Origin of the sequence: Streptomyces canus (assembly GCF_041435015.1) — a bacterium.
Taxonomy (GTDB): domain Bacteria; phylum Actinomycetota; class Actinomycetes; order Streptomycetales; family Streptomycetaceae; genus Streptomyces; species Streptomyces canus_G.
Genome location: NZ_CP107989.1, coordinates 5,743,614 through 5,766,140, shown reverse-complemented (window position 1 = coordinate 5,766,140; position 22,527 = coordinate 5,743,614). Strand labels below are relative to the sequence as shown.

The window sequence follows — 22,527 nt, the reverse complement described above, 5'->3', positions numbered from 1 at the left end:
TTCGAAAGGATTTCCCATGAAGGCAGTACGTTTCCACGAGTACGGCGACCCGAGCGTCCTGCGCCACGAGGACGTCGAGCGGCCCGTACCCGGCGCCGGTCAGGTTCTGATCCGGGTCGCCGCAACGTCGTTCAACGGTGTTGACGGCAACATCCGCGGGGGCTTCATGCAGGGCCCCATCCCGGTGACGTTGCCGCACATTCCCGGCATCGACGTCTCCGGCACGGTCGACGGGCTGGGTGAGGGCGTGGCCGGCCTCGAAATCGGCGATCAGGTCGTCGGCTTCCTGCCGATGGGCGGCGACGGCGCGGCCGCGGAGTACGTGGTGGCCCCGGCCGGGATTCTGACGCCGGCGCCCCGGAGCATCCCGCTGCCCGACGCCGCCGCGCTGCCGTTGGTGGGTCTCACCGCCTGGCAGGCCCTGTTCGATCACGCGAAGCTGGTGCCGGGGCAGCGCGTGCTCATCAACGGTGCGGGCGGCGCGGTCGGCGGCTACGCCGTGCAGCTGGCCAAGAACGCCGGCGCGTACGTGATCGCCACGGCCGGCCCGCGCAGCAGCCAGCAGGTCAAGACCGCGGGTGCCGACGAGGTCGTCGACCACACCGCCACCGAGGTGACCGTGGCGGTGACCGAGCCGGTCGACGTCGTGCTCAACCTCGCGCCGATCGAACCGGCGCAGCTGGCCGCGCTGCTCACGCTGATCCGTTCCGGTGGCGTGCTGGTGAACACCACGGTGTGGATGCCCGCGCCCAGCGACGAGGAACGCGGCGTGCGCGGCATCGACCTGTTCGTCAACAGCGACGCCGAACAGCTGTCGCGGCTGGTGGCGCTGGTCGACTCCGGCGAGCTGCGCGTCGACGTCGCGCGGCGAGTACCGCTGGCGGAGCTGCCGGCAGTCCACGCCCAGGCCGCCACGGGCGAGCTGCACGGCAAGGTCGTCATCGTCGCGCCCGCCGCCTGATCCTCACCTGACCGCCCCTTGAAGGAGACGACCCCGATGATCCCCGACGACGATCCGTCCCGCTCGCTGACCGTGGCGGACCCCGACGATCCCGGCACGACGTACATCTCTCTGGTGGGCAACACGTACGCCATGCTGATCACCGGCGAGCAGACCGACGGCCGGTACTGCCTGATCGACATGCGCGTCCCCGACGGCGGCGGCCCGCCGCCGCACCGGCACGACTTCGAGGAGATGTTCACCCTCCTCGAGGGCGAGATCGAGTTCACCTTCCGCGGCGAGAAGCACACCGTACGGGCCGGGTCCACGATCAACATCCCGGCCAACGCCCCGCACAACTTCCGCAACGCCTCGGGTGCGCCGGCCCGCATGCTGTGCATGTGCACCCCTGCGGGCCAGGACGAGTACTTCACGCGCATCGGCGATGTCGTGGCGGGCAAGGACGCGCCCCCACCACAGCTGTCGGAGGACGAGCTCGCGGAGCGCCGCCGCCGCGCGGCCGAGTTGGCCTCGACCTACCGGAGCGAGTTCCTGTGAGGGGCAGGAGCACATGAGCTGGCGGCACGGCGGCGGCCCCCGCGTCGGCGGGAAGCCACCGCCGCGCCGCTCAGACCGTCACGGGCGACGTCACTTGGCCGGCTTGTAGAAGGCGTACGTCGCGGTGTAGGCCATGCTCACCTGATCCGTGCCGGTGCAGGCGGTGGCCGGGGCGACGCCGCCGGTGGTGTTCAGGCGCTGTATGTAGGAGACGCCCCCGAAGACGCCCGTGCCCCGGGTGGCGGTGGCCTGGAGCAGGAGCTCGGGGATGGTGCCGGTCTTGGGGGAGGTGGCGATCGCTGCGGCGTTCACCGCGCTGCCGTCCACCGTGGAGACCCAGACGGGGCCACGGGAGTGCAGGGCGACCGTGCGGCCTCTCCTGTCCGACAGGGTGGCGGCCGGCTCCAGGAGCTTCCAGGCACCGTCGGTGCAGGTGTAGGTCTGCACGCCCCGGGCCGGGTAGACGCCCGTCAGCTTGTTGCCGTCGGGCACCTTGAGGGCCGCGGGGGCCTTCACGGGCTTGAGCGCCGCATCGGCGGGGGCCGCGTTTCCGGCGGTCGTCCCCAGGAAGGCGGTCGCGGCGGCGAGGGCCGCGGTGGTCAGGGCGAGTCGCTTGGTGAGCTTCAAGTCGGTTCTCCGGAAGGGTTCTTGACTGGTCTTCAGTACGGCGACATCGATGTCGCCGCCCCCGGTCCGGGACTCTACGGGCCCGCCCGAGGGTTACCGGCCAGTTGGCCGAACCCCGTCCCGAGAAGCCGCCTCACCCCGGCCAGACGATCGACTGCACCTCGCTGTAGGCGTGCAGCGCGTACGACCCGCAGTCCCGTCCGACCCCGCTGCTGCGGAAGCCTCCGAACGGTGCCTCCATGTTGCGGCCGACCGTGTTGATCCCGACTCCCCCGGCGCGTAGTCGCCGTGCCACCCGGAAGGCGCGGGCCACGTCCGCCGACCACACGTAGTCGATGAGGCCGTATTCGCTGTCGTTGGCGAGCGTGATGCCCTCCTCCTCGTCGTCGAAGGGCGTCACGGTCACGACCGGGCCGAAGATCTCCTCGCGGACCACCCGCATCTCCGGTCGGCAGTCGGCGAGCAGGGTCGGGGCGACGTAGAAACCCCGCTCCTGAGCGGGCCGTTCACCGCCCGCGAGGACGGAAGCGCCTTCCTTGCGGCCGAGTTCGACGTACGACTCCACCCGCTCCCGGTGCGCCGCCGAGATCACCGGCCCGACGACCGTCCCGGCCTCCCGGGGATCGCCCACCTTCAACCTGCCTGCGTACTTCGCCAGTTGCTCGACGAGCCGCTCGTAGACCCCCCGCTGCACCAGCACCCGCGTCGGTGCCGTACAGATCTGTCCGCTGTAGAAGGAGAAGGTGGTCCCGATCCCGGCCACGGCCGACCCGAGATCCGCGTCCTCGAAGACGACCGCCGCTCCCTTCCCGCCCAGCTCCATCAACTGCCGCTTCATGGACCGCCCGCACACCTCGCCGATGCGCTGTCCGACGGCCGTGGAGCCGGTGAAGCTGACCATGTCGACGTCCGGGGAGTCGACCGCGGCCTCACCGACCTCCACGGAACGGCCGCTCACCACGTTCACGACCCCGCGCGGGACCCCGGCGGCCTCCAGCGCCTCCGCCATGCGGTAGACGGAAAGGGGGTCCTGCGGGGCGGGCTTCACGACCACCGTGTTGCCCAGGGCTAGCGCGGGGGCGATCTTGCCGGCCGGGTTCGCCCAGGGGTTGTTGTACGACGTGATGCAGGTGACGACCCCCACGGGCTGCCGGACGGCCAGCGCGCCCATCACCGCGGCCTTCCCCATCGGGCCGGCCTCGTTGATCTGCGGCGGGATGGCCCACTCGGTGGGCTCGACCTGCGCGTACCGCCGGAAGCGGGCGGCGGCGACGCCGACCTGCATCGCGCGGGCCGTGGCGGTGGTCGCCCCGGTCTCGGCCTGGGCGAGTTCGGCGTACGGCACCAGGCGGGAGCGCATGAGGTCGGAGGCGCGCGCGAGGATCGCCGCCCGCTCCCCCGCCGACGTGCGCGACCACGTCCCGAAGGCCTCGCGGGCCGCGGCACAGGCCGCGCGCACCTGATCCCGCGAGGCCTCCGGCGCCCACCCGACGGTCTCCTCGGTGGCCGGATCGACCACCGCGTAATGCCCACCGCCCGGCACCACCCACTCACCACCGACGAACAGCCGTTGCTCCTCCGGCGAACTCACTTCGTGTTCACCGTCCGCGTGTCCCGGCCGGACCGCAGTACCCGGCCCGGTACGGACCCGCTCACCACGTCGTCCCGGATCGCCTCGACTCCGTTGACCCACACGGCCCGTACCCCGATCGCCTTGGAGTCCAGCCGTGGACTGTCGCCCGGCAGGTCGTGCACCAGGGTGGCCGTGCCCGCGGCGATCCGTTCCGGGTCGAAGAGCACGAGGTCCGCATGGAATCCCTCCTCGATCCGCCCGCGCTCCCGCAGCCCGAACAGCTGGGCCGGGTCGTCGGTGAGCATCTTCACGGCCTGCTCCAACGACGTCAGCCGCCGCCCGCGCAGACAGTCCCCGATGAAGCGGGTCGTGTACGGCGCCCCGCACATCCGGTCCAGATGCGCGCCCGCGTCGGACCCCCCGAGCAGCACGTCCTCGTGCTGCCAGGCCTCGGCACGCATCGCCCAGGACGCCGGGTCGTTGTCGGTGGGCATGGGCCACAGGACCGTACGCAACGAGTCGGCCGCGCAGATCTCCACCAGCGCCGCGAACGGCTCCTGCCCGCGCTCGGCCGCGATGTCCTCCACGACCCGCCCATTGAGCCCGCGGTTCGTCTCGCTGTAGGTGTCGCCGATGACGTACCGCCCGAAGTTGGTCAGCCGCCGGAAGACCCCGGCCTCCTTGGACTGGGACGCCCTGAGCAGTTCCTTCTGTACGTCGGGGTCGCGCAGCCGCTCGATCCGCTCGGGGACGGGCAGCCCTAGCACCGGTCCCCACCCGGGGATCAGGTTCAGCGCGCAGAAGGTGCCCAGGGACATGTTCATCGGGGTGAGGATCGGCATGGTCAGCGCCACCACCCGGCCGCCCGCCTTCCGGGCCTGCTCACTCGCGAACAGCTGCCTCGGCACCCGCTCCGGCACGGACGAGTCGATGGTCAGCACGTTCCAGTTCAACGGCCGCCCGGCCGCCGCGCTCATCTCCACGAACAGTTCGATCTCGGCGTCGCTGAACTGATCGAGACACCCGGCGACGATCGCCTCGATCTGCGTCCCCTCGTGCTCCCCTACGGCCCGTGACAGGGCCAGCAGCTCGGCGGGCAGCGCGTGCCGGGACGCCACGGGCTTTCCGTCCCCGTCGGAGTGCGTGGACGACTGGGTGGTGGAGAGACCCCAGGCGCCGGCGTCCATGGCCTCGTGGAACAGCCGCAGCATCTCTGAGAGTTGCTCCTGGGACGGCTGGCCCCCGATGGCGTCCGGCCCCATGACATACCGCCGTAGCGCGCAATGGCCCACCATGAAACCGGCGTTGACCGCGATCCGGCCTTCGAGAGCGTCCAGGTACTCGCCGAAGGAGTGCCAGCTCCAGGGCGTCCCCTCCTCCAGGGCGACCAGCGACATCCCCTCGACCTTGGACATCATCCGGCGGGTGTAGTCGGCGTCGTCCGGGCGGGCCGGGTTCAGAGGCGCCAGCGTGAAACCGCAGTTCCCGGCGGCGACCGTGGTGACCCCGTGGTTGAGGGAGGGCGTCGCGTACGGGTCCCAGAACAGCTGGGCGTCGTAGTGGGTGTGGGGGTCGACGAACCCGGGGGCGAGGACGAGCCCGGTGGCGTCCTCGCTGGTGCGGGCGTCTTCGGTGACCTTGCCGACGACGGCGATACGACCGTCCCGGATGCCGACGTCGGCGGTGCGGGCGGGGGCGCCCGTGCCGTCGACGACGGTCGCCCCTTTGATGAGGTGGTCGAGCATGGAACCGAACCCCCTTACGCAGATTCGCGGAACCGCGTGGTCCGGTGCACCGGATCCGTGTCGATCTTCGGAATCACGTGCTCCCCGATGAGCCGGATCGTCTGCAGCGTCTCCTCCTTCGGCACCCCCACCGGCAGCCCGAAGCTCAGCTGGTCCGCGCCGGCCTGCTCCCACCGCTTGCACTGCCGGACCACCTCGTCCGGATCCCCGCAGATCAGCAGCTCCTCCTCGATGAGCACCTCGACGAACTCCGCGGTGTACTCGGGCAGCGTCTCCGGCCACACCGGGAACCCCTCGGGCCGCGGGAAGGTGTCGTGGTACCGGAACACCAGGGACGGCAGATAGTGCAGCCCCCCGTTCACGGCGATCTCGATCGCCTCGGCGTGCGTCGGCGCGCAGATGGCCGTCGTCGTCACCATCACGTTGTCGTTGACGAAGTCCCCGATCGGCTCGGCGTCGACCACCGCCGTCTTGTACTGCTCGAGGACCCACTCCATGTCGGAGACCTTCTGCACGCTGAAGCCCAGCACCCCGAGCCCCTTGCGCGCGGCCATGGCGTACGACGGCGGCGACCCGGCCGCGTACCACATCGCGGGGTGCGCCTTCCCGTACGGCTTCGGCAGCACCTTGCGCGGCGGCAGCTGCCAGTGCTTGCCCTGGAAGCCGACGTACTCGTCCTGGAGCCACATCTTGGGGAACTCCGCGATGGTCTCCTCCCAGATCTCCTTGGTGTAGTTCATGTCGGTCACGCCCGGTATGAACCCGAGGATCTCGTGCGAGCCCGCCCCGCGCCCGCTGCCGAACTCGAAGCGGTTCTCGGTGAGATGGTCGAGCATGGCCACCTTCTCGGCGACCTTCACGGGGTGGTTGACCTGCGCGAGCGGGTTGAAGATCCCGGAGCCGAGATGGATCCGCTCGGTCGCGTGCGCGAGGTACCCGAGGAACACGTCGTTGGCGGAGAGGTGCGAGTACTCCTCCAGGAAGTGGTGCTCGGACGCCCAGGCGTACTTGAAGCCGGACCGGTCCGCCTGGATGACGTACTCGGTCTCCTCCATCAGCGCCTTGTGCTCGGCCAGCGGGTCGGTCTCGGCACGTTTGCCCACGTATCCCTGTACAAAGAGCCCGAATTCCAAGGAGGTTCACCGTCCCCAGTAGTTTCTGACGCTCCGTCAGATTCCTGATCTGCCGCCGACTGTGGCACCGGGCGCCAACAGCGTCAATAGCTGATGGGTGGTCAGATGACCGAGACCCCGGCGAGCCACCCGCCGTCGATCACGAACGGCTGGCCGGTGATGTACGAGGAGTCGGCGGAGGTCAGGAAGAGCGCGAGCGCCGCCACCTCCTCCGGCCGCCCGATCCGGCCCAGCGGAACGACCTTGCGGTAGAACCGGTCCAGCCCCCGGGAGGCCTCCTCGCCGTCCGCCGAGGGGTCCAGGACCGCCGGGTTGGACATCTCGGTGTCCACGGCTCCCGGGCACATGGCGTTGACCCGGATACCGCGCGGTGCCAGCTCCAGCGCGGCGACCCGGGTGAGCCCGAGGATCGCGTGCTTGGAGGCGGCGTAGGCGCCCACCCCCGCCATCCCGGTCACCCCGGTGTAGGAGGCGGTGTTGACGATCGTGCCGCCGTCGGACAGGACCGGCGCCACGGTCCTGATGCCGAGGAAGCAGCCGACCTGGTTGACCTGCAACACCTGCATGAACTCCGCGAGAGGCGTGTCCAGGAGGGTGTTGAAGCGCAGGATGCCGGCGTTGTTGACGAGCCCGTCGACCCGGCCGTACTCCTCGACGACGGCCCGTGCCGCCCGCTGCCAGTCGGACTCCTGACTGACATCCAGGTGGACGTACAGCGCCCCGATCTCCTCGGCCAGCGCCTTCCCCTGCTCGTCCAGCACATCGCCCACGACGACCTCGGCGCCCTCCTCCCGGAACAGCCGGGCCTCCTGCTCGCCCTGCCCGCGCGCCGCGCCGGTGACGAGGACGACACGTCCGTCCAGCTTGCCCATGCGGTGACTCCTCAGAGGTGGGGGGCGATGTCGGCGCCGAACGCCGAGATCTGGTCGATGAGTTCGGCCCGTTCGCGGCTGCGGAAGCGCACCTGGATCTGGTCCACGCCCATCGCGCGGTAGGCACGCAGGGACTCGGCGAGTTCGTCGGGCGGGCCACTGAGCGTCCGGCGGCCGACGTCCCACGTGGGCGTGCCGACGTGGAGCGGCTCGGCGATGGCCCCGACGCTGAACGGCCCTTCGACGCCCGCCTCCGCCCGCAGCCGCCGTATCCGATCGATCTGTGCGGGCAGCCGGTCCCGGGGGTCCCCCTGGGGCAGCCACCCGTCACCCTTGAGCGCGGCCCGGCGCACGGCGGCCGGAGAGGACCCGCCGACCCACACCGGTACGCGGGACTGCGTGGGCCGCGGACGCTGCCCGAGGCCCTCGAAGTCGTAAAGCTTGCCGTGGTGTTCGGGGAACTCCTCGGGCCCCAGGGCCTTTCGCAGCGCGTCGATCGACTCGTCGAGAACGGCCCCGCGCCCCGCGAAGTCGACCCCGAGCGCCTCGAACTCCTCCTGCACATGTCCCGCACCGACCCCGAGGATCAGCCGCCCGCCGCTCAGATGGTCGAGGGTGGCGTACTGCTTGGCGGTGAGCAGGGGGTGCCGCAGCCCGACCACCGCCACATGACTCAGCAGCCGCACCCGTTCGGTCACGCCCGCCAGGAAGGCGAGGGTGGCGACCGGGTCGTACCAGACCGTGCTCATCGCGGGGGCGAGGCGGCGGGGGACGGCCACGTGGTCGCAGGCCGCGATGTACGCGAACCCGGCGCGGTCGGCGGCCCCGGCCACCTCGGCGAGATCCTCCGGCCCGGCGCCGGCCTCCCAGGGCTCGGCGTAGAGGGTGCTCTGGGACTGGACGGGGAGCTGGATGCCGTACTCCATCACTTCGGGCCGCCCCAGAGGCCGTCCGGGGTGAGACCGAGCAGGTCGATGGCGTTGCCCCGCACGATCCGCTCCACCACCTCGGCGTCCAGGTGTCCCATCTGCGCCTCGCCGACCTCGCGGGACTTCGGCCACGTGGAGTCGGAGTGGGGGTAGTCGGTCTCGTACAGCACGTTCCCCACGCCGATCGCATCCAGGTTCTTCAGGCCGAACGCGTCGTCGAAGAAGCAGCCGTAGACGTGCTCGGTGAAGAGCTCGGACGGCGGGCGGTGGACCTTGTCGGCGACGCCGCCCCAGCCGCGGTTCTCCTCCCAGACCACGTCGGCGCGCTCCAGGATGTAGGGGATCCAGCCGATCTGGCCTTCCGCGTACATGACCTTGAGGTTCGGGAAGCGCTCGAACTTGCCGCTCATCAGCCAGTCGACCATCGAGAAGCAGCAGTTGGCGAAGGTGATCGTGGAGCCGACGGCGGGCGGGGCGTCGGCGGAGGTGGAGGGCATACGGCTGCTGGAGCCGATGTGCATCGAGATGACCGTGCCGGTCTCGTCGCAGGCAGCGAGGAAGGGGTCCCAGTCGTCGGAGTGGACGGAGGGCAGGCCGAGGTGCGGGGGTATCTCGGAGAAGGCGACGGCGCGGACCCCGCGGGCGGCGTTGCGGCGTACCTCCGCGGCCGCCAGTTCGGCGTCCCACAGCGGGATGAGGGTGAGCGGTATGAGCCGGCCCTGCGCGTCGGGGCCGCACCACTCCTCCACCATCCAGTCGTTGTAGGCCTGGACGCAGAGCAGACCCAGTTCGTGGTCCTTGGCCTCGGTGAAGGTCTGGCCGCAGAAGCGCGGGAAGGTCGGGAAGCAGACGGCCGACTGGACGTGGTTGACGTCCATGTCGGCGAGGCGCTGGGGGACGTCGTAGGAGCCGGGGCGCATCTGTTCGTACGTGATGACCTCCAGCTTGATCTCGTCCCTGCTGTAGCCGACCGCCGTGTCGAGGCGGGTGAGGGGGCGCTGGAGTCCCTCGTACAGCCACCAGTCGCCCAGGGGTCCGTCGTCCCCGGGGGCGCCCATCACGGGCTTGAAGCGGCCGCCCAGGAAGCTGATCTCCTTCAGCGGGGCGCGGACGACGCGGGGGCCGGTGTCGAGGTACTTCTTCGGGAGCCGGTTCTGCCAGACGTCGGAGGGCTCCACCGTGTGGTCGTCGACGGAGATGATCTTCGGAAGTGCCGTCGTGGTCTCCATGGCGCTCACGGTAGCGCCGATCTGACGGTCCGTCAGCTGGGTGGGCGGCGACCGATGCCGACGGTTCCTGTGCGGAAGTGTGCGGAGAGAGAGTGAGGGCCTTGTGATATACCGCGCGCCCATCTGTGATCAGCCTCTCCACAGCTGACGCATCTGCCGTGGACAAGGCAGACTGACCGGGTTGTCAACAGGCCCTAGGGGGACGGCGATGGACGGTGTACCGCGGGTGCCGGAGCAGAGGCGTCCCGGCTCCTCGGCGGGGGCCGGGGAGGACAGGGGCTCTGCGACGGGGGCCGGGCAGTACGCGAGCCCCGCGGCGGGAGCCGAGGAGGACACGCGATCCGTGTCCGGAGCCGGGCAACACACGAGCTCCACGGCGGAGGCCGGGCAACACACGAGCCACGTGGCGGAAGTCGAGCAACACACCAGCCCCGTGGCGGAAGTCCGGGAAAACACAAGCCCCGCGACGAGGGTCGAGCAGCACACGCGCCCCGCGACGGGAGCCGGGCAGCACACGGGCTCTACGGCGGAGGCCGGGCAACACTCGAGCCCCCTGGCGGAAGTCGGGGAAAACACAAGCCCCGCGACGAGGGTCGGGCAGCACACCAGCCCCACGACCGGAGCCCCGCAACACGCCAGCCCCGCGACGGGAGCCGGGAAGGACACCAGCCACGCGGCCGGAGCGGGGCAGCACACGCGCCCCGCGACGGGAGCCGGGAAGGACACGCGCCCCGCGGCGCCCCTGCCGTCGTTGCGGTTCAGCGTGCTCGGGCCGGTGCGGGCCCGGCGTGGTGAGGAGTTGTTGAACACCGGCTCGCCCCAGCAACGGGCCCTGCTCGCCGCCCTGTTGCTGCGCGAGGGCCGTACGGCGACCGCCGCCGAGCTGATCGACGCCCTGTGGGGCGAGGAACCGCCCTCCCAGGCCCTGGCCGCCGTGCGCACGTACGCCTCCCGGCTCCGCAAGATCCTCGACCCCGGGATCCTGGTCAGCGAGTCCGGCGGGTACGCGATCCGCGGGCTCGGCGAGGACGCGCTCGACCTGGCCGCCGCCCAGGAGCTGGCCACCGAGGCGGAGAAGGCCCGCAGCACCGGGGACCTGTGCCATGCGCGGGAGGCGCTCACCCGGGCGCTGGCCCTGTGGGACGGCGAGGTGCTCGCGGGAGTGCCGGGGCCGTACGCCGAGGCACAGCGCGTACGCCTTCAGGAGTGGCGGCTGCAACTCCTCGAAACGCGCCTCGACATGGACCTGGAGCAGGGCTGCCACGCGGGGGCGGTCTCCGAACTCACCGCCCTCACCGCCGAGCACCCCCTGCGCGAGCGCCTGCGTGAGCTGCTCATGCTGGCCCTGTACCGCTCCGGCCGCCAGGCGGAGGCCCTCGCGGTCTACGCCGACACCCGCCGCCTGCTCGCCGACGAACTCGGCGTCGACCCCCGCCCCGGCCTGCGCGAACTCCAGCAGCGCATCCTCCAGGCCGACCCCGGCCTCGCGGCCCCCTCCTCCCCGGAGCCCGAACCGGTCGCCGCCCCCGTCCGGCCCGCACAACTCCCGGCCACGGTCCCGGACTTCACGGGCCGCGCGTCCTTCGTCACCGAACTGAGCCAGGTGCTCGCCTCCGGCTCCGAGGGCCACGTGATGGCGGTCTCCGCGCTGGCCGGCATCGGCGGCGTCGGCAAGACGACCCTCGCGGTGCACGTGGCCCACCAGTGCCGCGCGGTCTTCCCCGACGGGCAGCTCTACGTCGACCTCCAGGGCGCGGGCTCCCGGGCGGCCGAGCCGGAGACGGTCCTGGGCGCCTTCCTCAGAGCCCTCGGCACCCCCGACTCCGCGATCCCGGACTCCCTTCAGGAGCGGTCCGCCCTGTACCGCTCGGTCCTCGACGGCCGCCGGGTCCTCGTCCTGCTCGACAACGCGCGCGACGCGGCCCAGATACGGCCCCTGCTGCCGGGCACGGAAGGCTGCGCGGCCCTGGTGACCTCCCGGGTCCGCATGGTCGACCTCGCCGGAGCCCACCTGGTCGACCTGGACGTGATGTCCCCCGACGAGGCCCTCCAGCTGTTCACCAAGATCGTCGGCGAGGAACGGGTCGCCTCCGAGCGCAAGGCCGCCCTCGACGTGGTCGCCGCCTGCGGATTCCTTCCCCTCGCCATCCGCATCGCCGCCTCCCGCCTGGCGGCCCGCCGCACCTGGACGGTCTCCGTCCTCGCGGCGAAGCTCGCCGACGAACGCCGCCGCCTCGACGAACTCCAGGCCGGCGACCTCGCGGTGAAGGCCACCTTCGAACTCGGCTACGGCCAGCTGGAGCCCGCCCAGGCCCGCGCCTTCCGCCTGCTGGGCCTCGCCGACGGTCCGGACATGTCGCTGGCGGCGGCCGGCGCGGTGCTGGATCTCCCCGTGGAGGACACCGAGGACCTCCTGGAGGCCCTGGTCGACACCTCACTGCTGGAATCGGCGGCGCCCGGCCGCTACCGGTTCCACGATCTCGTACGGCTCTACGCGCGTGCGTGCGCCGAGCGCGACGAGTGGCCGCCGAGCGAGCGGGAGGCGGCGCTGTCCCGGCTGCTGGACTTCTATCTCGCGACCGCGGCGGCCGTGTACGCCATCGAGCGTCCCGGCGACCGGCTGGTGGAGCACCTGGAGGAGATCCGCTACCCCGGCCTGTCCTTCGAGGACCGCCACACCGCCCAGGACTGGCTGTACGCGGAGGCCAACGCCCTGCTCGCCTTCGTCCAGCAGTGCGCGAAGGGGGCTCTGCTGCGACGCGCGGTGGATCTGCTGTGGGTGGCGAAGGACCTGGCCGAGTCGGGGGCCAACTCGAAGCAGTACGAGGTCGCCGCCGTCGCCCTGCGGGACGCGGCCGACGCGACGGACGACCCGCGCAGCCGTGCGCGTGCGCTCACCACGCTGACCAACGTCCATCTCGTCGCCGGCCGCTTCGAGCAGGCCGATGCCGAGGCCCGGCTGGCCATGGACCTCGCCCGCGCGGCGGACGACCTGGCGCCCCGTTGCTGGGCCGCCAACGACCGCGGCATCATCGCGCTCTACCAAGGGCGTCACCCCGAGGGCGAGGCGTACCTGAAGGAGGCCATCGAGAGCTTCCGGCACGACCGGAACCTCGCGGGCGAGGCCAGCGCGCTGTGCAACCTCTCCCGCATCCACCTGGCCATGGGGCAGAGCACCAGCGCCGTGGAACTCGCCCAGCAGGGCATCGTCATCTACGACCGGCTGGGGCACACGCTGCGCGGCGCGAACGGCCGGTACGCGCTGGGCCTGGCCCTCACCGGGCAGGGTCGGCTGGACGCCGCGGTGGACCGGCTGACCGAGGCGCTCGAGGTCTTCCGCGACAGCCGGCAGCGGCTGTGGGAGGGCATGACGCTCTTCCGGCTCGCCGAGGCGCACCTCGTCGGCCACCGGCCCACGCAGGCCGCCGCCCTGACCGAGCAGGCCCTGGCCGTACTGCGGGGCATCGGCGGCGAGTGGCGGCGCGGCAACGTCCTGACCGTGCTCGGCCGCGCCCTCAGCGGGCTCGGACAGCCCGGCCGGGCGGAGGCGTGCTGGCAGGAGGCGCTCGGCATCTACGAGCAGCTGGGCTCGCCGGAGGCGGCCGACGTACGGCTCCTGCTCGCCCCGTCGGCCACCGTCTAGGCGTCCGGCGGAAGGACGTTCATCGTTCGTTTATCGCCGCACGGCAAGCTCATCGTGTCGATCCGTCGCGTCGGGGGGCAGACGGGTCAGCGGTGGTCTCCATCGCTGGGGTTACCGACCCTGACATGCCCGCCCGGCGACCCTCGGGGGAGTCGCCGGGCGGGCCTCGCCCATCACACAACCGGGAGTGTCACCACCCATGAGTGCAACCGAGAAGCAGGACGGCACGGTCAAGCCGCTCGACAACCACGCCACGGGGACCGAGGACGAGGTCACCACCCTCGACAACCACGCCACCGGCGCCGAGAAGGTCGTCACCCTGGCCGCCGGCACGACGGACGGCACGGTCAAGCCGCTCGACAACCACGCCACGGACGAGAAGGCCTGACAAGGACTTTCCTCGCACGGGGATCGGCCGCGGCGGCGCGGAGGGGGAGCCGTCGCGGCCGAGGCATGTCCGGGGCCGGTCGCTCAGGACCGGCGCAGCTCCCCCTTCACCACCTTCCCGCTCGCGTTCCGCGGCAGCTCCGCCACGAACTCCACCGACCTCGGCACCTTGTAGTTCGCCATCTCCCGGCGGGCCCAGGCGATGAGGTCGTGGGCGGTGAGGACCGCGCCCGGGCGGCGGACCACGTACGCCCTGCCGACCTCGCCGAGCCGTGCGTCCGGCACACCGACGACCGCCACGTCGGCCACCGCCGGGTGCAGCCCGAGGAGTTGCTCTATCTCCGCCGGGTAGGCGTTGAAGCCGCCCACGATGAACATGTCCTTCAGCCGGTCGGTGATCCGCAGGTTGCCCGCCTCGTCCAGGACGCCGATGTCACCGGTGCGCAGCCAGCCGTCCTCCGTCACGGCCTCCGCGGTGGCCGCCTCGTCCTCGTAGTAGCCGCGCATCACGTTGAAGCCGCGGACGAGGACCTCGCCGGGCTCGCCGGCCGGCGCCTCGACCCGTACCTCCGTCCCGGGGATGGCCCGTCCGGAGGTCGACGCGATCACCGGCAGCGGGTCGCCGCGCCGGCACATCGTCACGATGCCGCTCGCCTCCGAGAGGCCGTACGCGGTCAGGACCGTCTCCACGCCCAGCTCGCCGTGCAGTTGCTCGACCAGCCTGAGCGGCACCACCGCCGCGCCCGTCACCACCAGGCGCAGCGCGGACAGGTCGTGGGAATCGCGCGCCGGATGGTCGAGGAGCGACTGGTGGAGGGTCGGCGGGCCCGGCAGCACCGAGATCCGTTCCGCCGCGATGTTCGCCAGCACGGTGTCCACGCTGAACACCGGCTGCGGGATCATCGTCGCCCCGCGCATCAGACAGGCGATCACCCCGGCCTTGTAACCGAAGGTGTGGAAGAAGGGGTTCACGATCAGGTAGCGGTCGCCCTGCCGCAGCCCGGCCAGTTCGCACCAGACGTCGTAGGCCCGCAAGGTCTGCTCGTGGGTGATCACCGCGCCCTTGGGGCGGCCGGTGGTCCCGGAGGTGAAGACGATGTCCGACGGCCAGGACCCCTCGACCGCCGCGGCCCTCGCCCGTACCTCGGCCCGACCGACCCCGTCCCCGCTCGCCAGGAAGTCCTTCCAGGTACGGAAGTCCGCCGGGGCGTCGTCCGACAGCACCACCACCTGCTCCAGCTCCGGCAGCGCCGGCCCCTCCGCGACGGCGCGGCGCAGGGACGCCACGTACGACGTCCCCAGGAAGGTGCCGGTCACGAACAGCAGCCGGGTCCCGCTGCGGCGCAGCACATCCGCCGCCTCGGCGCCCTTGAAGCGGGTGTTGAGGGGCACCAGGACCGCGCCCGCCGACACCGCGCCCAGCGCCGAGACCATCCAGTCCAGGGAGTTGGGGGCCCAGACGGCCACCCGGTCGCCCGGCCGCACGCCGTTCGCGATGCAGGCGGCCGCCGCCCGCTCCACGCGGGCGCCCAACTCGCCGTACGTGACCCGGTTCCGGCCCTCCACGACCGCCTCCGCGGCGCCGTACCGCTCCGCGGCCCGGGCGACCAGCTCCGGGATGCTCCGCCACTCCACATCGGCCTCCCCGAAAGCGGAAACGCGTTAGCTGACTACCCGTCAGATTAGCTGTAGCCTGACGGGCTGTCAGCAGGCCTCACAGTGTGCGGAGGTGCGTGGAGCGTGACCCTCAAGGACGCCACGGCGATCGTCGGTATCGGACGGACTCCCTTCGCCAGACACCTCGCCGAGGACGAGAGAACCCTGGCCTGCCGGGCCGTTCTCGCCGCCCTCGACGACGCCGGGATCGCTCCCGGCGAGGTCGACGCCCTGGCCTCGTACACCATGGAGGAGACGGACGAGGTCGAGCTGGCCAAGGCCGTCGGCCTCGGCGACCTCACCTTCTTCAGCAAGGCCGGCTACGGCGGCGGCGGTTCGTGCGCCACGGTCGCGCATCTCGCGGCGGCGATAGCGAGCGGGCAGGCGAGCGTCGGTGTCGCCTGGCGGTCGCGGAAGCGCGGCTCGGGGCCCCGCCCCTGGACCAACACCACCGTCCAGCTCCCCACCCCGGCCCAGTGGACGAGACCCTTCGGTCTGCTCCGCCCCGCCGACGAGATCGCCATGCTCACCCGCCGCTACCTGCACGAGTACGGGGCCACCCGAGACCACCTCTTCAACGTCGCCCTCGCCTGCCGCAACCGCGCCAACCAGAACCCCGCCGCGATCATGTACGACCGCCCCCTGACCCGCGAGATGTACATGTCCTCCCGCTGGATCAGCGAACCTCTCTGCCTCTTCGACAACTGCCTGGAGACGGACGGGGCGCTGGCCTGTGTGCTGGTCAGCCGGGAGCGCGCCCGCGACTGCCCGAACACTCCCGTCTACGTCCACTCCGCCGCCCAGGGCCTGCCCGCCCAGCACCACGGCATGGTCAACTACTGGAACGACGACCCGCTCACCGGCCCCGCCTGGACCGCAGCCCGACACCTGTGGAAGCACGCCGACTTCACCCCGCAGGACGTCGACGTGGCCCAGATCTACGACGCGTTCACCTCCCTCGTCCCGCTCTCCCTGGAGGGCTACGGATTCTGCGGCCGCGGAGAGGGCGGTTCCTTCACGGAGGGCGGGGCCCTGGAGATCGGCGGACGGCTGCCGATCAACACCTCGGGCGGAGGACTGTCCGAGGCCTACGTGCACGGCTTCAACCTCATCGACGAAGGCGTCCGGCAGCTGCGCGGGACCAGCACCGCCCAGGTACCGGACGCCACCACCTGCCTCGTCACCGCCGGCGAGGGCGTCCCCACCTCCGCCCTGCTGCTGACCAACAGGAGCTGACATGCTCGAACCGGTGAAGGACACCACGGGCGCCCCCTTCTGGGAGTACGCCGCCCGGGGCGAACTGCGCGTCCAGGCCTGCGCCGACTGCGGGGAACTCCGCTTTCCGCCCCGGCCCTGCTGCCCGCACTGCCAGTCGTTCGCCGAGGAGTGGCGGCCGGTCTCCGGGCGCGGCCGCGTCTGGTCCTACGTCGTCCCCCACCCGCCCCTCCTGCCCGACTACGCGGCGCAGGCGCCGTACAACGTGGTCGTCGTCGAACTGGAGGAGGCCCCCCGGATACGGCTGGTCGGGAACCTGGTCACCGTGGCCGGGGCGCCGCTGAACTCCCTCGATCCGGGCCGGATCCGGATCGGCGCCCGGGTGCACGTGGTGTTCGCCGACGGGCTTCCCCAGTGGGTGCTGTCGTGACCGGCCTGCGGGTCACCGCCGACAAGGACACCGGAGTCGCCGTCGTCACCCTCGACCGGCCGCACCGGCTGAACGCCATCGACCTGGGCCTGCGGGACGAACTCATCGCCGCCTGGCGCGAGTTGCGCTTCGACGACACCATACGGGCCGTGGTCCTGACCGGTGCCGGCGAGCGGGCCTTCTGCACCGGACTCGACCGGGACGCCGAGGTTCCGCAGCCCAACTCCCCCTACATGGCGGATGATCCGCTCCTCCACATCGGCCCGAAGTCCAACGACCTCTGGAAACCGGTCATCGCCGCCGTGAACGGGATGGCCTGCGGTGGCGCCTTCTACCTGCTGGGGGAGAGCGACTTCCTCCTCGCCGACCCGGCCGCCACGTTCTTCGACCCGCACACCACCTACGGAATGGTCAGCGCCTACGAGTCGGTGCTCATGGCGCAGGTCATGCCGCACGGGGAGGCCGCGCGGTTGGCGCTGATGGGATCGGCGGAACGGCTCTCCGCCGAGCGCGCCCACGCCATCGGGCTCGTCACCGAACTCACGTCACCGGGCGGGGCGTCGGCCGCCGCGGCCGCCGCCGCCGAGGTCATCGCCGGCTATCCGCCGGAAGGGGTGCAGGGCACGGTCCGCGCACTCTGGGCCGCCAAGGAGGCCGCCGTGCAACAGGGCTTCGCGCAGGCACCCCACCTCATCTCGCTCGGGAACCTCCCCCTGGACCGGCAGGCCGAACTGTTCCGTTCCCGGCAGTCCGGATTCAGGTTGCGTTAGCAATGTCGGTGTCCTATACAGGCGTATGCTCGCCCCATGGTGGAACATCGCATGGTCGACGTGAACGGCATACGGCTGCACATCGCGGAGGAGGGCGCGGGGCCGCTCGTCGTGCTGCTGCACGGCTTCCCGGAGTCCTGGCACTCCTGGCGCCACCAGTTCGGGCCGTTGGCCGCCGCCGGGTTCCGGGTGGTCGCGCCGGACCAGCGCGGATACGGCGCGAGCGACCATCCGCAGGACGTGTCGGCGTACAGCATCCTCCACCTGGTCGGCGATGTCGTCGGACTGATGCACGCGCTGGGCGAGGAGCGGGCGTTCGTCGTCGGGCACGACTGGGGGGCGCCGGTCGCGTGGCACACCGCGCTGTTGCGGCCCGACGTGGTGCGCGGGGTGGCGGGGCTGAGCGTGCCGCCGCCGTTCCGGGGTGAGCGGCCACCCCTCCAGACCATGCGGGAACGGTTCGGCGGGCACTTCTACTGGAACTACTTCGCACAGCCCGGCGTGGCCGACGCCGAGTTCGGCAAGGACCCCCGCTCCGCGCTGCGCAGGCTGCTGGTCGGCGCCTCGGGCGACGGCGCGGGCGGCGGGTACTACGAACAGGCACTGGTGACCGACCTGGAGCGGGGCTGGCTCGCGGACATGCCCGAGCCCGACGAGCTGCCCGCCTGGCTCACCGAGGAGGACCTGGACGAGCTCACCGCGAGCTATGCCAAGGGGTTCACCGGCGCCCTCAACTGGTACCGCAACCTGGACCGCAACTGGGAGCTGACGGCCCCCTGGCACGGCGCCGGGGTCACCCCGCCCGCGCTCTACATGTACGGCGACCGGGATCTGGTCCCGGCGTTCCCGGGCACCGCGGAACTGATCGAGCGCCTGCCGGAGCTGATGCCCAATCTGGTCCGGGACCCGATCCTGCTCCCGGGCTGCGGCCACTGGACCCAGCAGGAGCGCCCGGACGAGGTGAACGCGGCCCTGGTCGACTTCCTGACGGAGCTGCGGGGCTGACGGTCAGTTCACCAGGTCGGCTTCCGGCTCGACCTGGCAGTGGTCGAGCTCGGCCAGGAGGGACGGGCTCGCCTTCACCTGGACGTTCGACGTGCCCCTCGCGGGCACCGAGATCCGCTTGGTCTGCGAGCTCAGCGCCTTGCCTGCCGCGTCCGCGAAGGCGAACTCGACCTCGAAGGTGGCCTGGCGGCTGTTCGGGTTGGTGACCTCGACCGTCGCGTACGGGATCGCCGTCGTCGCGCAGCTCACCACCAGCGCGGTGCCGTCCCTGAGGGCCGAGCTGCTGGAGCTGCTGCGGGTGCTGGTGGTGCGGGGTGTATAGCTGTCGTGCTGCTGGCGGGAGCTGCTGCAGCCACCGCCGCTGTCACTGTCCCTGTGGCTGCTCTTGTGCCGCCCGCTGCTCTTGTGCCCGCTGGAGAAGCCCGTCAGCGCGAGCACCACCATCGCCATGACTGCCGTGAATTTGAGAACACGCCCCCGTGAATGCATGCGATCACTCTAACGGGGGCCTCCGACATCACGCTCAGGTGGCCCTGGCCGTTCCCGTCCCCTTCTCCGCGTCCAGCGCGTACACGCACCGGTCCTTGCTGCATGCGTACACGACCCCGTCCTTGACCACCGGCGACCCGGTGATCTCCCCGCCGGTCGCGAGCTTCCAGCGCAGGCGGCCGTCATCGGCCTTCAGGGTGTAGAGCAGATGGTCGGTGGACCCGAAGTGGATCCGCCCCTCGGCCACCGCGGGCGCCCCCACGATGTCCCCGCCCGCCTGGAACCGCCACTTCGGCGTACCGGTGACGGCGTCCAGCGTGTACAGCCCCTTGCCGCTGCCCACATGGACGTGTCCCCCGGCCACCAGCACCGGCTCGACCGAGGCCCGGGCCTCGGTGGCGATGCGCCAGCGGTCGCGGCCGTCGGCCGCGTCGAGGGCGTACACCGTGCCGAGGTAGTCGGCGAGGTACACCCCGCCGCCCGTGACCGCGGCCCCCGGTACGAAGGTCGGCGGGCACAGGAAGACGGCCGGGGCCTCGAAGTGCCAGCGCACCCGTCCGCTCGCCACGTCGAGGGCCATGACGCGCGTCCCGGCCGAGATGTACACGAACCCGTCGTGGGCCTGGGCCACCCGGATCGGCACCCCGCCGCAGGAGGCCGCGTCGCCGATGGGGAACGCCCAGCGCTCCTCACCGGTGCGGGCGTCCAGGGCCCGCAGGCGGCCCTCCTGCCAGACGTAGACCGTGCCCTCGTGGAGCGCGGGGCCGGCCTCGGGGGACTCGAAGTCGGTCTGGCAGCCGGCCAGCTCCCAGAGCTTGCGTCCGGTGGCGGACTCCCAGGCCTGCACACCGCCGCCGCGGGTCCCGGTGATCACCGTCCCGCGTTCGGCCTTGAGGGAGTACACCCACGCGTCCGTGTTCAGCCGCCACTGGTCGGCGCCCTCGCGGGCGTCGAGGGCGAAGAGCGTGGGGCCGTCGGAGGCATGGATACGGCCGTCCGCGACCGCCATCGACCAGGCCACGTCCCGCGTCTTGAAGCGACGGCGGCCGGTGCCGACGTCGAGGGCGTGCACCTCGAAGGAGGTGACGTAGACAAGGTCCCCGGCGACGGCCGGGGTGCCCCACACGTCGTTCGACATACGGAACCGCCAGGGCCGCCAGCCGCCCGGGTTCTCCGGCGGCGCGGGCGGGAGTGCCGGTACGGCGGGGCCCACGGCGGGCTCCGTGCCGTTGACACCGGGGCGCGGCCGGGACCAGGTGGCGACCAGGCCGGCCTCCGGCGGGGGCGCCTTCACGGCGGCGGCACGGGCGTCGGCGACGCGCGGTCCGGGCCCGATGGGCACCTGGGCACCGGCGAGGCGTACGGGGCCGGTGTCGGGGGCGCCGACGGGGACGGGGGCGGGTTGCGGCGGGTCGTAGGCGGGCGGCGGCGGTACGGCGGGGCGGCCGCCTCCGCTGCGGGCACCACCGGCCTGGGTGGGCGCCGGGCGCCCGCCGCGCCGCGTCTCGATCATGGCCACGGCCTTCTCGGGCAGCCAGGCCGAGGCCGTACCGCTGTCGTCCGAGCCGGAGCCGAAGAGGTGGGGTGCCAGCTGGGCCTGGAGGTCGGCCGGGTTGGGACGCCCCGTGGCCTCCATCTGCATACAGGACTCGATGAGTGGCCGCAGCTCGTCCGGGAGGCCCTCGAGGTCGGGGCCCTCGCGCAGCAGCATGAAGACCGTCTCGACCGGGTTGGCGCCGTGGAAGGGCGGGTGGCCGGTGGCGGCGAAGACCAGCATGGAGCCGAGCGAGAAGACGTCGCTGGCGCCGGTGACGCTGCGGGAGTCCTTCGCCTGCTCGGGCGACATGTAGGCGGGGGTGCCGACGGCGACGTTCGTCATCGTCAAACGGGTGTTCGAGACGCCGGACGCAATACCGAAGTCGATCACCCGGGGGCCGTCCTCGACCACCAGGACGTTGGAGGGCTTGAGGTCACGGTGGACCAGCCCGGCGCCGTGGATGGACTGCAGCGCCTCCGCGACGCCCGCCGCGAGCCAGCGCACCGCCTGGGCCGGGAGCGGCCCGCAGTCGTTCACTATCTCTTCGAGGGAGGGCGCGGGGACGTACGCCGTGGCCAGCCACGGCACGGCCGCGCGCGGGTCGGCGTCGACCACGGCGGCCGTGTAGAAACCGGAGACCGCCCGGGCCGCCTCCACCTCACGGGTGAAGCGGACCCGGAAGAGCTGGTCCTCGGCGAGCTCCGTACGAACCGTCTTGATCGCCACCCGCCGGCCCGACGCCGAGCGCGCGAGATAGACCAGCCCCATGCCGCCGGCACCCAGCCGTCCCAGCACCTCGAACGGCCCGATCCTGCGCGGATCGTGCTGCGTCAGCTGATCCACCACTCTGCCTGCCACCTCCCCGTACAAGCCGCGCCACCCACATATGTACGCGACCCCGTGCAGCGTCTCACCACCGCACCGCCATGGCGGCACGCAACCCTGATTCTTCCTGGCCGGAGGCCTGCTGGCGAACCCGGGGTCAATTGGGGTGTCTCACCTCAAAGCGGAACCTTCTATCGCTCCGAGCGCTCCAGAAGGGCGAACGACGCTCCCTGATTGTCGGTGACGACGGCCACATTTCCGTACGACGTCTCGAATGGCGGCGCCTGGACCCGCCCGCCGAGCCGGCCGACCGTCCCGAGCGCGGCCTCGCAGTCCTCGACACCGAAGTGCACGAGGAAGTGGGGCGGCATCTCGACGGGGAACACGTCGGAGACCGGCGCGCGGCCGAAGTCGGGGTGGGCCTCGGGTCCGAACAGGGCGTCGTGGAAGAGCCCGCCGTAGAAGGTGTTGGCTGCCTCGGTGTCCCGCGCGTACAGCTCGGCCCAGGCGAAGGTGCCGGGCTCGTGCCGCACACCGAAACCGGGATGGCTGCCCGGCTCCCAGAGGCCGAAGACGGCCCCCTCCGGATCGGTGACCAGCGCGGACGCACCCAGCTCCGCCACCGGCATGGGCGCGGTGACGACCTGTCCGCCGGCCGCCCAGATCCGGTCGGCGAGGCCCTCGATGTCCGGGGTGGAGAAGTAGACCGTCCACACGGTGGGCATCCGGCCGTCCGTCTTGTGGGCGAGGGCGGCGACGGGACGGCCCTTGTGGTGGGCCCACACGGAACCCCCGTGGGTGTCCGGCCGGTCGTGGAAGGTCCAGCCGAAGAGCTCACCGTAGAACCGCTGTCCGGCGGCCACGTCGGGAAGCTGCGCGTCCACCCAGCAGGGGACGCCCTCGCCGTATCCCGTTCCGTCTGCGGATGCCCTGTTTTCGGCCATACCGTCAAAGTAACGGCGTC

Annotated in this window: 19 protein-coding genes; 8 read left to right on the top strand and 11 right to left on the bottom strand. The window is 71.8% G+C overall.

Features of this window, described 5'->3' with window-relative positions; all coding sequences use genetic code 11:
* Positions 1-16 precede the first annotated feature (16 nt).
* Together OG841_RS26430 and OG841_RS26425 are read left to right on the top strand one after the other, a co-directional pair.
* Entirely contained in the window at positions 17-961 is a 945-nt protein-coding gene (locus OG841_RS26430; protein WP_371566954.1) for an NADP-dependent oxidoreductase, read from the top strand.
* Positions 962-997: 36 nt separating this feature from the next.
* Positions 998-1,498 (top strand): cupin domain-containing protein, encoded by a 501-nt coding sequence (locus tag OG841_RS26425; protein ID WP_328639226.1) that lies wholly within the window; start codon positions 998-1,000, stop codon positions 1,496-1,498.
* A 90-nt stretch (positions 1,499-1,588) separates the two neighbouring features.
* On the opposite strand, the gene OG841_RS26420 is transcribed toward OG841_RS26425, so the two are convergent.
* The 7 genes from OG841_RS26420 to OG841_RS26390 form a co-directional block, all read right to left on the bottom strand.
* Positions 1,589-2,125 carry a DUF3455 domain-containing protein gene (locus OG841_RS26420; protein ID WP_328639227.1) on the bottom strand — a complete coding sequence of 179 codons (537 nt, stop codon included), beginning with the start codon at positions 2,123-2,125 and terminating at the stop codon, positions 1,589-1,591.
* A gap of 133 nt (positions 2,126-2,258) precedes the next feature.
* The gene (locus OG841_RS26415) at positions 2,259-3,716 is read right to left on the bottom strand and encodes an aldehyde dehydrogenase family protein (RefSeq protein ID WP_371566953.1); all 1,458 of its coding nucleotides are present in this window, start codon (positions 3,714-3,716) and stop codon (positions 2,259-2,261) included.
* A complete protein-coding gene (locus OG841_RS26410) occupies positions 3,713-5,443 on the bottom strand; it encodes an N-acyl-D-amino-acid deacylase family protein (protein ID WP_328639229.1) in 1,731 nt (576 codons plus the stop codon). The genes OG841_RS26415 and OG841_RS26410 overlap by 4 nt, the downstream gene beginning before the upstream one ends.
* A 14-nt stretch (positions 5,444-5,457) precedes the next feature.
* Entirely contained in the window at positions 5,458-6,576 is a 1,119-nt protein-coding gene (locus tag OG841_RS26405; RefSeq protein ID WP_328639230.1) for an LLM class flavin-dependent oxidoreductase, read from the bottom strand.
* A gap of 101 nt (positions 6,577-6,677) precedes the next feature.
* On the bottom strand, positions 6,678-7,448 hold the full coding sequence (locus tag OG841_RS26400; protein WP_371566951.1) for an SDR family NAD(P)-dependent oxidoreductase: 771 nt from the start codon (positions 7,446-7,448) through the stop codon (positions 6,678-6,680).
* 11 nt (positions 7,449-7,459) lie between these two features.
* Positions 7,460-8,374: an LLM class F420-dependent oxidoreductase gene (locus OG841_RS26395; RefSeq protein WP_328639232.1), complete on the bottom strand. Its 915-nt coding sequence runs from the start codon at positions 8,372-8,374 to the stop codon at positions 7,460-7,462.
* The gene (locus tag OG841_RS26390; protein WP_365119165.1) at positions 8,374-9,615 is read right to left on the bottom strand and encodes an amidohydrolase family protein; all 1,242 of its coding nucleotides are present in this window, start codon (positions 9,613-9,615) and stop codon (positions 8,374-8,376) included. Before OG841_RS26390 ends, OG841_RS26395 begins: the two co-directional genes overlap by 1 nt.
* Before the next feature lie 742 nt (positions 9,616-10,357).
* Between OG841_RS26390 and OG841_RS26385 the strand changes: the two genes are divergently transcribed.
* On the top strand, positions 10,358-13,249 hold the full coding sequence (locus OG841_RS26385) for an AfsR/SARP family transcriptional regulator (RefSeq protein WP_371566950.1): 2,892 nt from the start codon (positions 10,358-10,360) through the stop codon (positions 13,247-13,249).
* Positions 13,250-13,448: 199 nt separating this feature from the next.
* Positions 13,449-13,637 carry a hypothetical protein gene (locus OG841_RS26380; RefSeq protein WP_328639234.1) on the top strand — a complete coding sequence of 63 codons (189 nt, stop codon included), beginning with the start codon at positions 13,449-13,451 and terminating at the stop codon, positions 13,635-13,637.
* 83 nt (positions 13,638-13,720) lie between these two features.
* On the opposite strand, the gene OG841_RS26375 is transcribed toward OG841_RS26380, so the two are convergent.
* Positions 13,721-15,271, bottom strand: a complete 1,551-nt coding sequence (locus OG841_RS26375) for a FadD3 family acyl-CoA ligase (RefSeq protein ID WP_371566949.1) — start codon at positions 15,269-15,271, stop codon at positions 13,721-13,723.
* Positions 15,272-15,376: 105 nt separating this feature from the next.
* Between OG841_RS26375 and OG841_RS26370 the strand changes: the two genes are divergently transcribed.
* From OG841_RS26370 to OG841_RS26355, 4 genes are read left to right on the top strand one after another with little or no spacing between them, the layout of a single operon-like run.
* Positions 15,377-16,528, top strand: coding sequence for a lipid-transfer protein (locus tag OG841_RS26370; RefSeq protein WP_365119169.1), 1,152 nt, complete (start codon positions 15,377-15,379; stop codon positions 16,526-16,528).
* 1 nt (position 16,529) lies between these two features.
* On the top strand, positions 16,530-16,937 hold the full coding sequence (locus OG841_RS26365; RefSeq protein WP_326667344.1) for a Zn-ribbon domain-containing OB-fold protein: 408 nt from the start codon (positions 16,530-16,532) through the stop codon (positions 16,935-16,937).
* Complete coding sequence (locus tag OG841_RS26360; protein ID WP_371566948.1) at positions 16,922-17,707, top strand: enoyl-CoA hydratase/isomerase family protein; 786 nt, start codon at positions 16,922-16,924, stop codon at positions 17,705-17,707. Before OG841_RS26365 ends, OG841_RS26360 begins: the two co-directional genes overlap by 16 nt.
* Before the next feature lie 36 nt (positions 17,708-17,743).
* A complete protein-coding gene (locus OG841_RS26355) occupies positions 17,744-18,712 on the top strand; it encodes an alpha/beta fold hydrolase (protein WP_328639238.1) in 969 nt (322 codons plus the stop codon).
* A gap of 3 nt (positions 18,713-18,715) precedes the next feature.
* Here OG841_RS26355 and OG841_RS26350 read toward each other — a convergent pair whose 3' ends face one another.
* The 3 genes from OG841_RS26350 to OG841_RS26340 form a co-directional block, all read right to left on the bottom strand.
* Entirely contained in the window at positions 18,716-19,162 is a 447-nt protein-coding gene (locus tag OG841_RS26350; RefSeq protein WP_328639239.1) for a hypothetical protein, read from the bottom strand.
* Positions 19,163-19,235: 73 nt separating this feature from the next.
* Positions 19,236-21,584: an outer membrane protein assembly factor BamB family protein gene (locus tag OG841_RS26345; RefSeq protein ID WP_328639240.1), complete on the bottom strand. Its 2,349-nt coding sequence runs from the start codon at positions 21,582-21,584 to the stop codon at positions 19,236-19,238.
* A 170-nt stretch (positions 21,585-21,754) separates the two neighbouring features.
* Complete coding sequence (locus OG841_RS26340; RefSeq protein ID WP_328639241.1) at positions 21,755-22,507, bottom strand: VOC family protein; 753 nt, start codon at positions 22,505-22,507, stop codon at positions 21,755-21,757.
* Positions 22,508-22,527: the final 20 nt, after the last annotated feature.

Coding starts and splice junctions, on each gene's coding strand:
- OG841_RS26430 (WP_371566954.1), top strand. CDS start 17: ATGAAGGCAGTACGTTTCCACGAGTACGGCGACCCGAGCGTCCTGCGC.
- OG841_RS26425 (WP_328639226.1), top strand. CDS start 998: ATGATCCCCGACGACGATCCGTCCCGCTCGCTGACCGTGGCGGACCCC.
- OG841_RS26410 (WP_328639229.1), bottom strand. CDS start 5,443: ATGCTCGACCACCTCATCAAAGGGGCGACCGTCGTCGACGGCACGGGC.
- OG841_RS26400 (WP_371566951.1), bottom strand. CDS start 7,448: ATGGGCAAGCTGGACGGACGTGTCGTCCTCGTCACCGGCGCGGCGCGC.
- OG841_RS26395 (WP_328639232.1), bottom strand. CDS start 8,374: ATGGAGTACGGCATCCAGCTCCCCGTCCAGTCCCAGAGCACCCTCTAC.
- OG841_RS26380 (WP_328639234.1), top strand. CDS start 13,449: ATGAGTGCAACCGAGAAGCAGGACGGCACGGTCAAGCCGCTCGACAAC.
- OG841_RS26365 (WP_326667344.1), top strand. CDS start 16,530: ATGCTCGAACCGGTGAAGGACACCACGGGCGCCCCCTTCTGGGAGTAC.
- OG841_RS26355 (WP_328639238.1), top strand. CDS start 17,744: ATGGTGGAACATCGCATGGTCGACGTGAACGGCATACGGCTGCACATC.
- OG841_RS26350 (WP_328639239.1), bottom strand. CDS start 19,162: ATGGCGATGGTGGTGCTCGCGCTGACGGGCTTCTCCAGCGGGCACAAG.
- OG841_RS26340 (WP_328639241.1), bottom strand. CDS start 22,507: ATGGCCGAAAACAGGGCATCCGCAGACGGAACGGGATACGGCGAGGGC.